This is a genomic window from Microbispora rosea, from assembly GCF_900156315.1.
Lineage (GTDB): Bacteria > Actinomycetota > Actinomycetes > Streptosporangiales > Streptosporangiaceae > Microbispora > Microbispora rosea.
Genome location: NZ_FTNI01000007.1, coordinates 267,132 through 281,993, shown reverse-complemented (window position 1 = coordinate 281,993; position 14,862 = coordinate 267,132). Strand labels below are relative to the sequence as shown.

The window sequence follows — 14,862 nt, the reverse complement described above, 5'->3', positions numbered from 1 at the left end:
GCCCGCTCAGCTGCGTTCGAGCGTCGCCTCCTCGAAGTCGAGCTCCTGCATGACCCGGTGGAGGACCTCGTCGTCGATGCGCCGCTCGTCGCGCAGCCGCACGAACACCTCACGTTCCGCGGCGAGCATCTCGCGGCGCAGCCGCCGGTAGAGCGCGGCGGGCGTCTCCTCTCCCTCGGGGCCGGTGCCGCCGCCGAGCCGCTCCCAGGCGTGCATGGCCCGGCGCTCGGAGCGGGTGCGCAACTGGTCGACGACCTCTTCGTGGACGTCCAGCACGCCGTCGGAGGTGAGCTCCTCCAGCCGCGCCAGGGCGGCGGCCGCGGCGGCCTGCTGGGCACCCGCCTCCGCGAGGTCGTCGCCGTACCGCTCCCGGGCGGTGGAGACGCCCATCCGCCTGATCAGCCAGGGGAACGACAGCCCGTGGACGATCAGCGTGCCCACGACGACCGCGAACGTCAGGAACAGCAACAGGTTGCGCTGGGGGAAGTGCTCGGGGAGGGCGAAGGCCGCGGCCAGCGACACCACCCCTCGCATGCCCGCCCAGCTCGTCAGCACCATGTTCTGCCACGACGGCGTCTTGGGCTCCCGGGCGCGCACCCGCTTCGACAGCATCCGCGGCAGGCAGGCGCTGGCCGGCACCCACACGAACCGCACGAGGACGACCAGCAGGAACAGCACGAGCGCGTACGTCGCCAGCTCGCCGGGCCGCTGGCCGTCCAGCCCGGCGATGATCGGGCGCAGCTGCAGGCCGATCAGGGCGAACACGATCGACTCGAGCACCAGGTCGGCGACCTTCCAGACCGCGTCCGACAACAGGCGTGTGCCGTACGTCGTCCGGCTGAGCTCGTGGCCCAGGTAGATGCCGACGATCACGACGGCGATCACGCCGGAGGCGTGCACGGCCTCGGCCGCGAGGTAGGCGGCGTACGGCACGAGCAGCGAGACCCCGTTGGCGATCAGCGCGTCGCCGAGCCGCCGCAGCACGAACCCGGAGAGGTAGGCGATGGCGAGGCCGATCACCACGCCGAGCCCGGCGGCCAGGAGGAACTGCCCGCCGATGTCGAGCAGGCCGGCGGCGGCGCCGGTCACCGCGCCGACCGCGACCCGGTAGGCGGTCAGCGCGGTGGCGTCGTTGAACAGGCTCTCGCCCACGAGGATTGTCAGCGCGCGTCGCGGCAGGCCGAGCCTGCGCCCGATCGCGACCGCCGACACGGCGTCGGGAGGGGCGACGATCGCCCCGAGCGCGAACGCCGCGGCGAGCGGGAGATCGGGGACGATCGCGTGCACGACGAAGCCGACCACCACGGTCGTCGCCAGGACGAGCCCGACGGCCAGGAGGCCGACGGGCCTGGCGGCGTCGCGCAGCCGCAGATATGAGCTGTCCAGTGCCGCCGAGTAGAGCATCGGCGGCAGGAAGACCACCAGGACGATGTGCGGATCGAGGCTGTAGTCGGGGACCCCGGGCACGTAGGACGCGGCGAGGCCGGCCACCACCAGGAGCAGTGGAGCCGACCAGCCACGCCACCGTGCCAGGGCGGCGACGCCGAGAGCGCCGGCCGGGAGCAGGAGGAACTGCAGTGCTGTTGCTGTTTCCATCAGACGATGAGGTTACTTACAGCTGGAACTCCCGCCGAACGTGACCCTCATCACCACCCCCGCGACGTGTCCCAGCCCTCTCCATCCTCGTCCGACCACGGAATCGGGGAGTCCCCGGAGGGCTGCCCGCCGCGCCGCCCCCCGCGGCGCTCGTGTTCGGCGTGCTGGTCCGGGGCCTGACCCGCCGGCCACTGGTCCGGCCGCAGGCGCTCGCCCGTGGTGTAGAGCGGCGGCTCGCCCGCGTACTGCTCGTTGACGTAGGGCCGGACCGGGCCGAGGCCGAGGGGGTCGCTCGGGTCGACCGCCCCGGGCTGCTGACCCGCGGGCTGTCCCGTCGGCTGCGGGGCCTGGGGTTGAGGGGCATGGGGGCGCGGGGCCTGGCGGGGTTGCGGGGCCGGGCGGTAGGCCGGCTGGGGGCCGGTCTGGGCCGAGGACGCCACGAGGCGGTCCTGGGAGGGCGTGCCCCGGGCGACGAGCACGTCGTTCGGGCCCAACGCGGCGGGCGCCGGGTAGGCCTCGGGGGCCGGGGCGGGCGGCGGCACCGGCGGACGGGCGTACTGCCCTGTGCCCGGATAGTCGGGGCCTGGATAGTCGGGGCCTGGATAGTCGGCGCCCGGGTAGTCGGGGTACTCGTAGTCGGACGGGGCCGGCTCGGGGAACCCGGCGTCGCGCGACGCGCGGCGGTCCCGCGCTGCGTAGCCGTTCTCGTCCTGCGCGTATCCGTCGCGGGCCCTGCCGTACCCGTCCGGGGCCTGGCCGTAGCCGTCGGGCGCGGCGGGGTGGCCCTCGTCGGCGGCGTACCCGTCCCGGGCCTGGCCGTACGGGACCTGAGGCAGCTTGTGCGGCCCGGTCTGGGGCGCGCCGTAGAGGTCCTGCGCCGCGTATCCGTCGCCGGGCTGCCCCACGTACCCGTCGGGAACGGCGTAGGCGTCCTGGCCCCGCGTCGCGTACGCGTCCGGGGACTCGGCCGCGTACGGGTCGTGGACCTGGGTCGCGTAGGGGTCCTGCCCCTGGTCCTGCGGGTGCGCGGAGTACGACGCCTCCTGGGGGGCGTAGCCGTCCTGGCCCGGCGTCCCCTGGCGTGGGAACGGTCCCGTCCCCGCGTCCTGCTCCTCGCCGCCCGCCTCGGCGAAACCCTCGTCGAGGGTGTCGATCAGCCGTCCCACGTCGTCCATGGGCATGCGGAAACTGGCCGTGCACATCTCGCCCCGCCACAGGCTCAGCACCAGCGTGCCGTCGTGCCACGTGACCCGGAGCACACGGTCCTGGCCACGAGCGTCGAAGAACACCTCGCCGAACGATGGCAGTGGGACAACTTCCGACATGGCAGACATAGTGCCTTTACCTGCCCTTTTCCGTCCACTCGATCTCGGGAACCCTCACGAAACTTCCGTTGCTTCCCTTTTCGACCTCACTGGGTAGATCGCCGTTGACCTTGAGAGCACTGACATCTCAGTGTGCCATGCGCGCCGGGAGGGAGTTCCTGGAACGCCAGGATGTGGTGGGACGGACACGCACAGGATGTCGGTGGCACCGGGTAGCGTTCTTCCGTGCCCAAGGACCGTTCCGAGCTTCCGCCCGTCGAAGAACTCCTCACCGCCGCGGTGACCGGACTGGGCGGAGTCGAGCGCCCGGGGCAGGTCAAGATGGCGCAGGCGGTGGGCGACGCCATCGAGAGCGAGGAGCACCTCGCGGTGCAGGCCGGCACCGGCACCGGCAAGTCCCTGGCCTACCTCGTGCCCGCGATCAGGCACGCGGCCGAAAGCGGCGACGCCGTGGTGGTCTCCACCGCCACGATCGCGCTGCAACGCCAGCTGGTCGACCGCGACCTGCCCCGGCTGGCCGACGCGCTGGAGAGCCTGCTGCCGCACCGCCCCGAGTTCGCGATCCTCAAGGGCCGCCGCAACTACCTGTGCCGCCACAAGATGGCCGCCGGGATGCCCGAGGACGAGGACGACCAGCTCTTCGACCCGCGTGAGGTCAGCGCCACCGGCCGGATGGTCCAGCGCATCCAGGACTGGGCCAACGAGACCGAGACCGGCGACCGCGACGAGATCGTGCCCGGCGTGAGCGACCAGGCCTGGCGGCAGTTCTCCGTGACGGCCCGGGAGTGCCTGGGGGCCCAGCGGTGCCCCAGCGGCGCCGACTGCTTCGCCGAGCTCGCCCGCGAGCGCGCGGGCGAGGCCGACGTCGTGGTGACCAACCACGCGCTGCTGGCCATCGACGCCATGGAGGACTTCGCGGTCCTGCCCGAGCACGACGTGGTCGTGGTGGACGAGGCGCACGAGCTGGTCGACCGGGTGACCTCCGTGGTCACCGGAGAGCTGTCGGAGAGCACGGTGAGCCTCGCCGTCCGCCGGGCCGGGCGGCTCATCGAGCAGGGGGTGGCCGACCGGCTCCAGGAGGCGGGTGAGGACCTGCGCGCCCTGCTGGCCGTCGCCCCGCCCGGCCGCGTCGACACGCTGCCGCAGTCGCTCGGGATGACGCTCGCGCTGGTGCGCGACGCCGCCTTCGCCTGCATCACCGCCCTCGGGCCGCGTAACAAGGACAAGGACGACCCCGAGAACGCCGGGCTGCGCAAGGCCGCGTTCACGGCGCTGGACGAAGTGCACGACACCGCCCAGCGGATGCTCGACGCCTTCGGCCCGGCGTCCGGCGGTGACGGGGCCGGAGACGACGAGGACATGGATTCCCCGGGCTCCCCGGATTCGGCGAGCGCCCGGGATTCGGCGAGCTCCGGCGGCGCGAACGGCGGGGGCACGGACGTCCGGTCCGAGGAGGTCCACCGGGCGGAGGTCGTCTGGCTGGAGGAGGGGCGCGGGCGCATTCCCCCCACCCTGCGGGTGGCGCCGCTGTCGGTCGGCGGCATGCTGCGCGACAAGCTGTTCGGCGACCGCACCGTCGTCCTCACCAGCGCCACGCTGGCGCTCGGCGGCACGTTCGACAGCCTGTCCCGCCAATGGGGCCTGCGGGCCGGGGAGTGGACCGGCCTCGACGTCGGCTCGCCGTTCGATCACCCGCGCCGGGGCATCCTCTACGTCGCCACGCATCTCCCCCAGCCCGGCCGCGACGGCCTGCCCGAGGCGTACGTCGACGAGATCGCCGAGCTGATCGAGGCGGCCGGCGGCCGCACGCTCGGCCTGTTCTCCTCCATGCGGGCCGCGAAGGCCGCCACGGAGGCGCTGCGCGAGCGGCTCGACGTGCCGCTGCTCTGCCAGGGCGACGACTCGACCTCGCAGCTCGTCAAGCAGTTCGCGGGCGACCCCGCCACCTGCCTGTTCGGCACGCTGTCCCTGTGGCAGGGCGTCGACGTGCCGGGCCCGTCGCTGACCCTGGTGATCATCGACAGGATCCCGTTTCCGCGTCCCGACGACCCGCTCGCCTCGGCCCGGCAGCGGCACGTGGCGGCCACGGGGGGCAACGGCTTCATGGCGGTGGCGGCCACCCACGCCGCGCTGCTGCTGGCGCAGGGCGCGGGCCGGCTGCTGCGGTCGATGGACGACCGCGGCGTCGTCGCCGTTCTCGATCCGAGGCTCGCCACCGCCCGTTACAGCGGGTTCCTGCTCAACTCGCTGCCGCCCTTCTGGCGTACCACCGACCCCGCGAAGGTCCGCGACGCCCTGCGCCGCCTCACCGCCGACGCCTGACCCGCGCCGCCGGGCGAGGCTCAGGCCGCCTGGCGGAGCTCCGGCCACGCAGCCCGCCCCGGTGTCCCGCCTGTGCCTGCGCGGGGGCGCTGCCGCGCCCCCGTTCGCCTCGGCGTCTCGCCTCACCTATCCGGGAAAACGCTGCCGCGCCGGCTCTGGTCACATCTTCGTGACCGCGCCGAGCGTCTCCCCCGCGTTCAGGCGCCGGACGAGGTCGAGCACCGCATGCGGCCCGCCGTTGGCGGTGATCCACCGGCTCACCCGGCACGCCGCCTTCGCGTAGGTGCGCACGTCCGTGCCGGCCGCGCGCAGCCAGGCGTCCAGCGTCACCGGCAGCACGGCGTCCGTGCTCACCAGGCAGCGGTCGGCCGCCGTCTCCGCCGCGAGGTAGCGCGGGTCGCCGGAGACCACAACGGCCAGGCCCTCGTCGAACCACTGCGGCACCGCATCATCCGTGACCAGGCGGGCGTGCAGTTCGACGTGCGACATCTCGTGGGAGGCGATGACCGGATCCACGCCCTCGGGCGACAACATCACCGCGCGGTTCAGCACCGCGACGCCCCGTTCCCCTCCGCCGCCGATCCGGCCGTAACAGCGGTCGCTGAGGCACGCGAGGATCCGGGGAGAGCCCTGCCTGCCGCTGTAGAAGTCGCGGACGCGCCGCTCCGCCTCCTCCACGGTGGAGACCACCTGCCGCCTCCGGTCCGGCGGCAGGCCCGACTCCGCGTAGACGCCCGGAGCCAGCCGCTCCAGCCCGTAACACCCGGGACAAATCGTGGCGGCGACCGAAGGAAAGGCAATCGCCACGACGGCGGCCGTCGCGATCGGCAGGGCCGCGAGCACGACGAGCAGCCACAGCCGTCCGCGCCGGCACACGCGCCACCGTCTCCACGCCATCGTCACTCCCCTTGCTTCAATCCGGCATCGGCGTCCCCTGCGCCGGTGGCCGTGAAGAAGGATCTTCGCGCGATCTCCGCCTGTCTCGCATCGGACCGTGGTAGGACCTCCGCCGGTCTGAGGCGGCGTCCGCGCCGTCCGGGCTGCCGGCGGCGCCGCGTGCCACAGCCCGGACGACGCCATCGTCCGGGCCTCGGCAGGGCGTGAGGCCCCGCAGCCGCGCGTAGAGTGCGTGGGCATGAGCGCTGACGCCCCTGTCACGTCGGTGTGCTGCACCCGGGGCGGCCGACCGGCCTTCGTCGTGAACGTCGAGGTCTTCCTGGAACGAGACGGCCGGTGGCTGCTCATCCGGCGTGGCAGGCAGGAGGCTCACGCACCCGGCACGCTCGCCGGCGTGGGCGGCAAGGTCGAGGCCGACGGCGCGGGACTCGACGTGCTCGAGGAGACGGCACGACGTGAGGTCGCCGAGGAGATCGGGGTCGACATCACGGGAGCCCGGCTCTCCTACGTGGAGAGCGGGTTCTTCGTGACCGACGACGGCGACCCGGTCGTCAACGTGGTCTTCCGCGCGACGATGCCGGCGCACGCCCAGCCCGTGACCGCCTCGGCGACGGAGGTGGAGGATGTCCTCTGGCTCACCGCCGCTCAGGCCGAAGGCGATCCGGACTGCCCACCCTGGACATCACGGAGCCTGCGCCGCGCGGCGGCGCAGTCCGGCATGCCGGAGTAGTCGCCGGATCGGCGCGTGTCCCGGATCAGCCGGAGGGGGCAGGCCTAGGAAGCAAGGTCACGGAGCAGGCTCAGGGAGCAGAGTTAGAGAGCAGAGTTAGAGAGCAGGGGGCAGCGGGCCGAGCTCGGGCCGCTTGGGGGCGAGACCGTCGCCGGAGGACGTGCCGCGAAGGCGCCGCCCGATCCACGGCCCGAAGTGCTCCCTGAGCCACTGCACGTCCTCGCGGCGCTTGGCCCTCGGGTCCACCGTCTCCCGGGGCGGCCACGTCTTGCGCCAGTCGTCCTCGCCGGGCACGCCGAGCACGTGCAGGACCCGGGCCGCGACCAGGCGGTGGCCCTCGGCGTTCATGTGCAGCCGGTCGCCGCTCCAGGCCCGCCAGTCCCGCAGTCCCTGCATCGACCACATGTCCACCAGGTGGCAGCCGTACAGGTCGGCGATCGAGCGGACGTGCATGAAGAAGATCGCGAACTTGCCGCGCAGCTGCCGCATGATCGGGGTGTCCCGTGGGTCGGTCCCGGTGAACAGCACGACGTCGGCGCCGGTGGCCCGCAGGTCGCGTACGGCGGCGGCGAGCTTCTTGGCCATCTGGTCGGGATCGGCGCCGGGGCGGATGAGGTCGTTGCCGCCCGCGCAGAAGCTGATGAGGTCGGGCTTCAGCCGGACGGCCTCGGGCACCTGGTCGGCGACGATCTGGTCGATCAGCTTCCCCCGCACCGCGAGGTTGGCGTAGCGGAAGTCGGGTTCGAGTAAGGCGAGCCGCTCGGCGACCCGGTCGGCCCAGCCCCGGTAGCGGACCACCTCCCCCGGCGCCGGAGAGGGCGCGTCCGGGAGGGGGTCGTTGAGCCCCTCGGTGAAGCTGTCTCCGACCGCCACGTACGACCGGTAGCCCATGGTCCCTTCTTTCGTCACTCGCCCATGTCCGCGATCGCGCGCAGCGCGAGCTCGTACGATCGCATGCCGAACCCCGCGATCGTCCCGGTGGCCACCGCCGCCACGACCGAGGTGTGGCGGAACTCCTCCCGTGCGTTCGGGTTGGAGATGTGCACCTCGACCAGCGGGGCCGTACGCTGCGCGATCGCGTCGCGCAACGCGTACGAATAGTGGGTGAAGGCGGCGGGGTTGAGGACCACGGGGGTCCTGCTGTCGGCCGCCTCGTGGATCCAGCTCACCAGCTCGGCCTCGTCGTCGGTCTGCCTGACCTCCACCGACAGGCCCAGCTCGCGGCCGCTCTCGCGGCACAGGGCCGCCAGGTCGTCGAAGGTCTGCGCGCCGTAGACGTCGGGCTCCCGGCTGCCGAGACGGCCCAGGTTGGGCCCGTTCAGCACGAGCACCTGCCTCATCGGGCGACCTCCCGGTACGCGGCTTCGAGCAGTTCCTCCGACGGGTTCTCCAGGCGGGCGGGCCTGCCGATGCCGTCGAGCACGACGAACCGCAGCACCGCTCCCCTGGCCTTCTTGTCCACCCGCATGTGCTCGCGGAGCCGCGGCCATGCGTCGGCGCGGTAGGAGGTGGGCAGCCCGACCGACTCCAGGATCGAGCGCGTGCGGTCCACGACGTCGCGGCCGATCCGGCCGTCCAGCCGGGACAGCTCCGCCGCGTAGACCAGCCCGATGGCCACCGCCTCGCCGTGCCTGATGCGGTAGTCCTCGACCCGCTCGATCGCGTGAGCGAGGGTGTGGCCGTAGTTGAGGATCTCCCGCAGGCCGCTTTCGCGCAGGTCCGCCCCGACGACGTCGGCCTTGACCCGGATCTTGCGCTCGACCAGCTCGCGGGTGTGCTCGCCTTCGGGGGCGCGCGCGGCGGCGGGGTCGTCCTCGATCAGCATGAGGATCGTGGGGTCGGCGATGAAGCCGCCCTTGATGATCTCGGCGAGGCCGGCGACGTAGTCCTCACGCGGCACGCTCGTCAGGGTGGCCAGGTCGCACAGCACGCCCTTCGGCGGATAGAAGGACCCGACCAGGTTCTTGCCCTCCGGGGTGTTGATGCCGGTCTTGCCGCCGACCGCCGCGTCCACCATGGCCAGCAGCGTGGTCGGCACCTGCACGACCTGGACGCCCCGCAGCCACGTCGCGGCCGCGAACCCGGCCAGGTCGGTGGTCGCCCCGCCGCCGACGCCGACGACCGCGTCGGAACGCGTGATGCCGTACCGGCCGAACGCCGACCACAGCTCGGCCGCGACGTGGACGGACTTGGCCTCCTCGCCGTCGGGCACGGGCAGGGCGACGACCTCGAACCCGGCGCCCTCCAGGGTCTCGCGCACCGGCCTGGCGATCTCAGGCAGCCCGGCGGGGTGGATCACGGCGACCGTGCGCACCTTCGCGTCCAGCAGGCCCGGCAGCTCCGTCAGCACGTCGGTGCCGACGACCACGTCGTACGGGGTCTCGCCCCGCACGGTGATGCGTGTCGCGGTCACAGCGCCGCCTCGATCTCGGTCACGACGTCCTCGGGCTCGCGGCCGTCGGTGGCGACGGTGATCGCTGCGAGGCCCTCGTAGATCGGCCGGCGCTGCTCCATCAACTGCCTGAGCCGGCTGCGCGGGTTCAGCACCAGCAACGGGCGGGCCGAGGCGAGGCCGACCCGCTTGACCGCCTGGTCGAGCCCGACCTGGAGGTAGACGACCCGGTGGCCGGACAGCAGCTTCTGGGTGTGCTCGTGCAGGATCGCGCCGCCGCCGAGCGCGAGCACGCCGGGGTGCGTCTCCAGCGCCTCGCGCACGGCCTGCGCCTCCAGCTCGCGGAACCTCTCCTCGCCGTCCTCCACGAACACGTCGCTGACGCTCTTGCCGGCGACGGCCTCGACGTCGGCGTCGGTGTCGCGGAACGGCAGGCCGAGGCGGTCCGCGAGGAGCCGCCCGACCGTGGACTTACCCGAGCCGGGCGGGCCGATGAGGACCGCGGCGGGGCCTTGGGACGCCGATTGCATGATCACAAACCTTATTACTTGATGACCAGGGACGACAGGTAGCCCGACAGGTTGCGCGCGACCTCTTCCACGGAGTCGCCGCCGAACTTCTCGACGGCCGCGTCCGCGAGCACCAGCGCCACCATCGCCTCGGCGACGATCGCGGCGGCCGGGACCGCGCAGACGTCCGAGCGCTCGTGGTGCGCCTTGGCCGCCTCGCCGGTCAGCACGTCGACCGTGGCGAGCGCGCGGGGCACGGTGGAGATCGGCTTCATCGCGGCGCTGACCCGCAGCGGCTCGCCGTTGGTCATGCCGCCCTCGACGCCGCCGGCCCGGTTGGTCATCCGGCGCACGCCCTCGGGGGTGTTCTCGATCTCGTCGTGGGCCCGGGAGCCGGGGCGGCGGGCGGTCTCGAAGCCGTCGCCGACCCCGACCCCCTTGATCGCCTGGATGCCCATGAGCGCCCCGGCGAGACGGGAGTCGAGACGGCGGTCCCAGTGGGTGTAGCTGCCGAGGCCCGGCGGCAGGCCGTAGACGACGACCTCGACCACGCCGCCGAGGGTGTCGCCGTCCTTGTGCGCCTTGTCGATCTCGGCGACCATCGCCGCGCTCGCGGCCGGGTCGACGCAGCGCACCGGGTCGGCGTCCACCGCCTCCATGTCGCCGGGGCCGGGAAGCACGTCGGGGGGCGCGCTCGCCTCGCCGATGGAGACCACGTGGCTGACGATGTCGACGCCGAGGGCCTGCTTGAGGAAGGCGCGGGCGACCTGCCCGAGCGCCACCCGGGCGGCGGTCTCCCGCGCGCTGGCCCTGTCGAGCACCGGCCGCGCGTCGTCGAAGCCGTACTTCTGCATGCCGGCGAGGTCCGCGTGGCCGGGGCGGGGGCGCGAGCGCGGCGCGTTGCGCGCCTGGCCCTCCAGCACCGCCGGGTCCACCGGGTCGGCGGCCATCACGGTCTCCCACTTCGGCCACTCGGTGTTGCCGATGCGGATCGCGACGGGCGAGCCGAGCGTGCGGCCGTGCCGTACGCCGCCGGAGATCGTCACCTCGTCCTGCTCGAACTTCATCCGCGCTCCGCGGCCGTATCCGAGACGGCGGCGGCGCAGCGCCTCGGCGAGGTCGGCGGTGGTCACCTCCACCCCGGCGGGCAGGCCTTCCAGGATCGCGAGAAGCTCGGGGCCGTGTGACTCCCCGGCAGTCAACCAGCGCAGCATGGGGACAAGTCTTCCATGTGCACCCGACTGCGACGTCCCCCTGACACCCCCATGACCGTACGCGGATCCCCCCAGAACGGAAACCGCACGTGCTACCCGCCGGGGGAAGCCCCGGGTAGAGCCCCGGCCAGGGCCACCGCGACGAGCGCCCCCGCGAGCATGAACGGGCCGAACGGGAACTCGGTCGTGCGGGTGGCCCTGCGGGCCAGGAGCAGCCCCACGGCGTACAGCGCGCCGAGGACCTGACCCGCCATCCCGGCGACGACCGTGGCCTGCACGCCGAGCGCGCCGGTGAGCAGTCCGATCAGCCCCGCCAGCTTCACGTCGCCGAGCCCGAGGCCCGTGGGGCGGACGAACCACAGCACGGCGTAGACGGCGCCGAGCGCGCAGCCCGACGCCACCGCGGGCAGCAGGCGGCCCGACGGCGCGAGCAGGGCCAGCAGGATCGGGTACGACGGCAGCGTGATCGCGTCGGGCAGCCGCCAGGTCCTCCTGTCGACCTCCGCGAGCACGGCCCCCGCGGCCACCGCGTACAGCCACGCGGTGAGCACCCAGCCGTCGTGGACGCGCCAGGTCACCAGCGCCGCGGCCAGCGCGGTCGCGCCCTCGACCGCGTACGGCGGGCGCGGCAGCGGCACGGTGCGGGCCGCCGCCGCGAGGGCGGTCCGCATCTCTCCGCGGCGGCTCTCGCGTGAGCCGTCCGGCTCCGGGCCGAAGCCGTCGGCGGCCGCACGCGCGTACGCTCCGGCGATCAGGCCGAGGACGGCGGCGGCGAGGACGACGAGGGACACGCGGCCGACACTAACGCCCGCACGCCGCCCGGGGCCGGGGTGCGGGCTGCCCTGTGGACAACCGAGTCCCTGTGGACGGCCGCGTTTCGGTCAGCCGCCGCGTTCCTGTTCACCCACGCGTTCCTGCCGAACCACCGCGTTGCTGTCCAGCGACCGCGTCCGCGTGGACGACCAGGCCGCCGAGGCGGCTCAGGCGCGGCGGCGGCTCCACCAGCGGCCGCGGCGCTTCTCCTCAGCGGCCCCCAGACGGGCCACCGTGGCGCCCGGCACCTCGCGCGCGAGGCGGTCCACGGCGGAGACGTCCCTCTTGGCCTCCTCCACCGTGGCGAGGGCCTGCAGCATGCCGCCCTCGATCACGAACGGGACCGGCCCGGCCACGTCCACCACCACGGCCGCGGCGCTCTCGTGCCGCGCCGCCTGGCAGACCTGCGGGGCCGTCGCCTGCACCGGCCGGGCGTCCGCACGCCACCTGCGCATCGACTCGGTCCCGGTGAAGGCGAGCACGGCCTCGCGACCGTCCTTGCCGACCAGTTTCGGAAGGGCCATCTCGCTCTCCTTCTCCTGGCGCAGGCCGTGCTCCCCCACTTCCGACTCGGTGAGCAGCGCGACCACGGGCACCAGCAGCCTCGTCCCGGCGAGCACCGCCAGGACGTCGGCCGCCGTCGCCGTACCGGTCTGGAACGCCGACAGCGCCGCGGCGACGGGCGCGTCGGTGCCGCCGTCGTCGTCGGGGCGCAGGGGCTGCGGAATGACCGGCATGTCTGCGACCCTACCGCCAGCGGAGGCCGCCTCCGGACTGCAAGGTCACGGAGGACATCGCCGCAGGCGGGGGCGCGTACGCCCGGATTTCTGCATGATCACCAAGGCTTCACGCGCAGGCCGGGCGGCACCGACGCGACAAACTACAAGATCACGCGAGGTCGGCGATGGCGATCACCGGGCCTCCGCCGGACGGACCCTGGTGGACCGCCGCCACGGAGACGAACACGGCCGGGTCGCCGGTCACGCCGGCCGCCACCCCGCCGACGGTCGCCTTGATCTGGCGGTGCCAGTGGACATCGGAGTCGTCGAGCATGATGTTGCGCCGCCCGCGTACGCGACCGGACGGGTCGGCCTCGCACTTGATGAACAGGTTGACCAGCCGGTCGCCGAGGTCGTCCGGGTGCGGCCGCTCCGGCAGGTCGACGCCCGCGCCGCGGATGGCCTCCCAGATCCCGTCGGTGTCCAGGGCGTCCTTCATGACCGAGTGGCCGGCGCGGTAGCGCCCGCCGATCCCGCGCACGTTGCCCACCACGACGATCTGGGCCCGGTCGAGCTCGACGCCGCTGGAGCACGAGGCGACCGACGAGTAGAGCGACAGGTCCTTGTGGATCTGCTCGGCCGAGGGCGTCTCGATCTCCCCGAGCGCGACGGCGATGCCGAGCGCCGTGGTGGAGTTGGAGATGTCCATCGACTTCAGCGTGTCCTCGGTGACGACGGTCTGGCCGCGCTCCTTGGCCTCGGTGATCGTGGACAGTGTGAGCAGCGGCGTCTTGGTCTGCACGTAGTGGACGTCGGCCGGGTCGTCGATACCGGCGATCTTCATCGCCTCGCGCACTCCCGCGGCCACCTTCTCGACCATGGCGGGCCTGCCGATGTCCTCGGGGAGGATCACCTCGCTCATCGCCACGCCGACGCTCACCCGCGGCTCGTCGGTCCGGACGGCCGTGGCCGGATCGACGGTCGCGAAGATCGTCGCGTGTGGGCTGAGCACGCCGTCGGTGCCGCCGGACCACACGAGGGGCACCTGCGCGACCTCCTCGGCGGTGCGGGTGCCCTTGGCCACGAGCACCTCGCGGAAAGCCCGGTCGGCCAGGATCCGCGTGTAGTCGTTCACGCCGCCGTTGCCCTCGGTCTTGCCGATCACGGCCAGCACGCGGTCGGCCTCGATCACGCCGTCGTCGATCAGTTTCGCCAGCCCGGAGGCGTCGGTGACGCTCTCGATGGGGACCTTCCGTACCTCGATCGGATCCGGCACTATCTCTCCACCCCTCTGTACACCCTCGTACCGATATTTCCTGACAGCGCGGCACCGATGTGGTGCAGCGAGGTGATCACGGCCCGTCCCCCGGTCTCCTCGGCGAAGCACACGGCGGCCTCGACCTTGGGTCCCATGCTGCCTCCGGCGAAGTGACCGGCCGCCTGCAACTCACGCAGGGCGGCCACGTCGATCTCTTCGATCGGGCGGGCGCGTGGCGTGCCGAAGTCCACGGCGGCGTTCGGCACGTCGGTCGCGATCACGAGGTCGGTGGCGCCGACGGCGACCGCCAGCGCGGCGGCGGCGAGATCCTTGTCGATCACGGCCTCGATCCCGGTCAGCGCGCCGTCCTCCCGCCGTACGACCGGCACTCCCCCGCCTCCGGCCGCGACGACGGTGAATCCGGCGTCGATGAGCGCGACGGCGGCGGAGGCGTCCAGGATCTCCACGGGCCGCGGCGAGGCGACCACCCGCCGCCATCCGCGGTCGAACCGCCGCCAGACCTGGCCGTGCCCCTCGAAGCGGCGCGCCTCGTCCTCCCCGAAGTACCGCCCGATCGGCTTGACGGGGTCCTGGAACGCCGGATCCGCCGGGTCCACGAGCGTGCGGGTGACGATCGCCGCCACCCGGGCGTGCCCCAGCTCGCGCTGCAGGGCGTTCATGATGAGCGTGCCGATCGTGCCCTGGGTCTGGGCCACGCACCAGTCGAGCGGCACGGGCGGCACGACGTGGGCGGCGAGCTGGTTCTTCAGCAGGAGGTTGCCGACCTGGGGGCCGTTGCCGTGGGTGAGCACCACCTCGTGCCCGGCCCTGCTGAGCGCCGCCACGTGGGCCATCGCCTCGCCGATCGCCCGCTGCTGGTCGGCCGGGGACGCGCTCCCGTCGGGAGCCGTCATGGCGTTGCCGCCCAGTGCGATCAGTACGCGTCCGCCCACATCCGGAAACTATCCAGCCTCATCCGGGCCTTCATTGGCGACTCTCGCCCACCCCTGCCGCATCCATGGGCAGATTTCACCAAGCTCGGCAAACCCAGCTCGGAGCCCTGCGGTAAGACCGTTCCCATCGGGTC

General features: G+C 73.2%; 14 protein-coding genes. 2 read left to right on the top strand and 12 right to left on the bottom strand.

Annotation, left to right across the window (positions count from 1 at the left end; all coding sequences use genetic code 11):
• Positions 1–6 precede the first annotated feature (6 nt).
• Together BXA11_RS13175 and BXA11_RS13170 are read right to left on the bottom strand one after the other, a co-directional pair.
• Positions 7–1,596 carry a Na+/H+ antiporter gene (locus BXA11_RS13175; RefSeq protein WP_076434739.1) on the bottom strand — a complete coding sequence of 530 codons (1,590 nt, stop codon included), beginning with the start codon at positions 1,594–1,596 and terminating at the stop codon, positions 7–9.
• Positions 1,597–1,646: 50 nt separating this feature from the next.
• Complete coding sequence (locus tag BXA11_RS13170; protein ID WP_076434738.1) at positions 1,647–2,921, bottom strand: hypothetical protein; 1,275 nt, start codon at positions 2,919–2,921, stop codon at positions 1,647–1,649.
• 225 nt (positions 2,922–3,146) lie between these two features.
• Between BXA11_RS13170 and BXA11_RS13165 the strand changes: the two genes are divergently transcribed.
• Positions 3,147–5,243 carry an ATP-dependent DNA helicase gene (locus BXA11_RS13165; RefSeq protein WP_076434737.1) on the top strand — a complete coding sequence of 699 codons (2,097 nt, stop codon included), beginning with the start codon at positions 3,147–3,149 and terminating at the stop codon, positions 5,241–5,243.
• 159 nt (positions 5,244–5,402) lie between these two features.
• Here BXA11_RS13165 and BXA11_RS13160 read toward each other — a convergent pair whose 3' ends face one another.
• Positions 5,403–6,140: a hypothetical protein gene (locus tag BXA11_RS13160; RefSeq protein ID WP_076434785.1), complete on the bottom strand. Its 738-nt coding sequence runs from the start codon at positions 6,138–6,140 to the stop codon at positions 5,403–5,405.
• A 238-nt stretch (positions 6,141–6,378) separates the two neighbouring features.
• On the opposite strand from BXA11_RS13160, the gene BXA11_RS13155 reads away from it, so the two are divergent.
• Complete coding sequence (locus tag BXA11_RS13155) at positions 6,379–6,870, top strand: NUDIX hydrolase (RefSeq protein ID WP_076434736.1); 492 nt, start codon at positions 6,379–6,381, stop codon at positions 6,868–6,870.
• 96 nt (positions 6,871–6,966) lie between these two features.
• Here the strand turns inward: BXA11_RS13155 and BXA11_RS13150 are convergent, their stop codons facing one another.
• From BXA11_RS13150 to BXA11_RS13110, 9 genes are all read right to left on the bottom strand, one after another.
• A complete protein-coding gene (locus tag BXA11_RS13150) occupies positions 6,967–7,761 on the bottom strand; it encodes an SGNH/GDSL hydrolase family protein (protein WP_076434735.1) in 795 nt (264 codons plus the stop codon).
• Positions 7,762–7,775: 14 nt separating this feature from the next.
• Complete coding sequence (aroQ, locus tag BXA11_RS13145; RefSeq protein ID WP_030505341.1) at positions 7,776–8,210, bottom strand: type II 3-dehydroquinate dehydratase; 435 nt, start codon at positions 8,208–8,210, stop codon at positions 7,776–7,778.
• Entirely contained in the window at positions 8,207–9,283 is a 1,077-nt protein-coding gene (aroB, locus tag BXA11_RS13140; protein ID WP_076434734.1) for a 3-dehydroquinate synthase, read from the bottom strand. The genes aroQ and aroB overlap by 4 nt, the downstream gene beginning before the upstream one ends.
• Complete coding sequence (locus tag BXA11_RS13135; protein WP_076434784.1) at positions 9,280–9,792, bottom strand: shikimate kinase; 513 nt, start codon at positions 9,790–9,792, stop codon at positions 9,280–9,282. The genes aroB and BXA11_RS13135 overlap by 4 nt, the downstream gene beginning before the upstream one ends.
• Positions 9,793–9,806: 14 nt before the next feature.
• Positions 9,807–10,985: a chorismate synthase gene (aroC, locus tag BXA11_RS13130; protein WP_076434733.1), complete on the bottom strand. Its 1,179-nt coding sequence runs from the start codon at positions 10,983–10,985 to the stop codon at positions 9,807–9,809.
• Positions 10,986–11,077: 92 nt separating this feature from the next.
• Positions 11,078–11,776 (bottom strand): prepilin peptidase, encoded by a 699-nt coding sequence (locus BXA11_RS13125; protein ID WP_083744197.1) that lies wholly within the window; start codon positions 11,774–11,776, stop codon positions 11,078–11,080.
• A 189-nt stretch (positions 11,777–11,965) separates the two neighbouring features.
• Positions 11,966–12,535: an SseB family protein gene (locus BXA11_RS13120; RefSeq protein ID WP_076434732.1), complete on the bottom strand. Its 570-nt coding sequence runs from the start codon at positions 12,533–12,535 to the stop codon at positions 11,966–11,968.
• Between the two features lie 151 nt (positions 12,536–12,686).
• Positions 12,687–13,793 carry a barbiturase gene (gene bar / locus BXA11_RS13115; protein ID WP_076434731.1) on the bottom strand — a complete coding sequence of 369 codons (1,107 nt, stop codon included), beginning with the start codon at positions 13,791–13,793 and terminating at the stop codon, positions 12,687–12,689.
• Positions 13,793–14,728, bottom strand: a complete 936-nt coding sequence (locus BXA11_RS13110; RefSeq protein WP_076434730.1) for a carbamate kinase — start codon at positions 14,726–14,728, stop codon at positions 13,793–13,795. The genes bar and BXA11_RS13110 overlap by 1 nt, the downstream gene beginning before the upstream one ends.
• Positions 14,729–14,862: the final 134 nt, after the last annotated feature.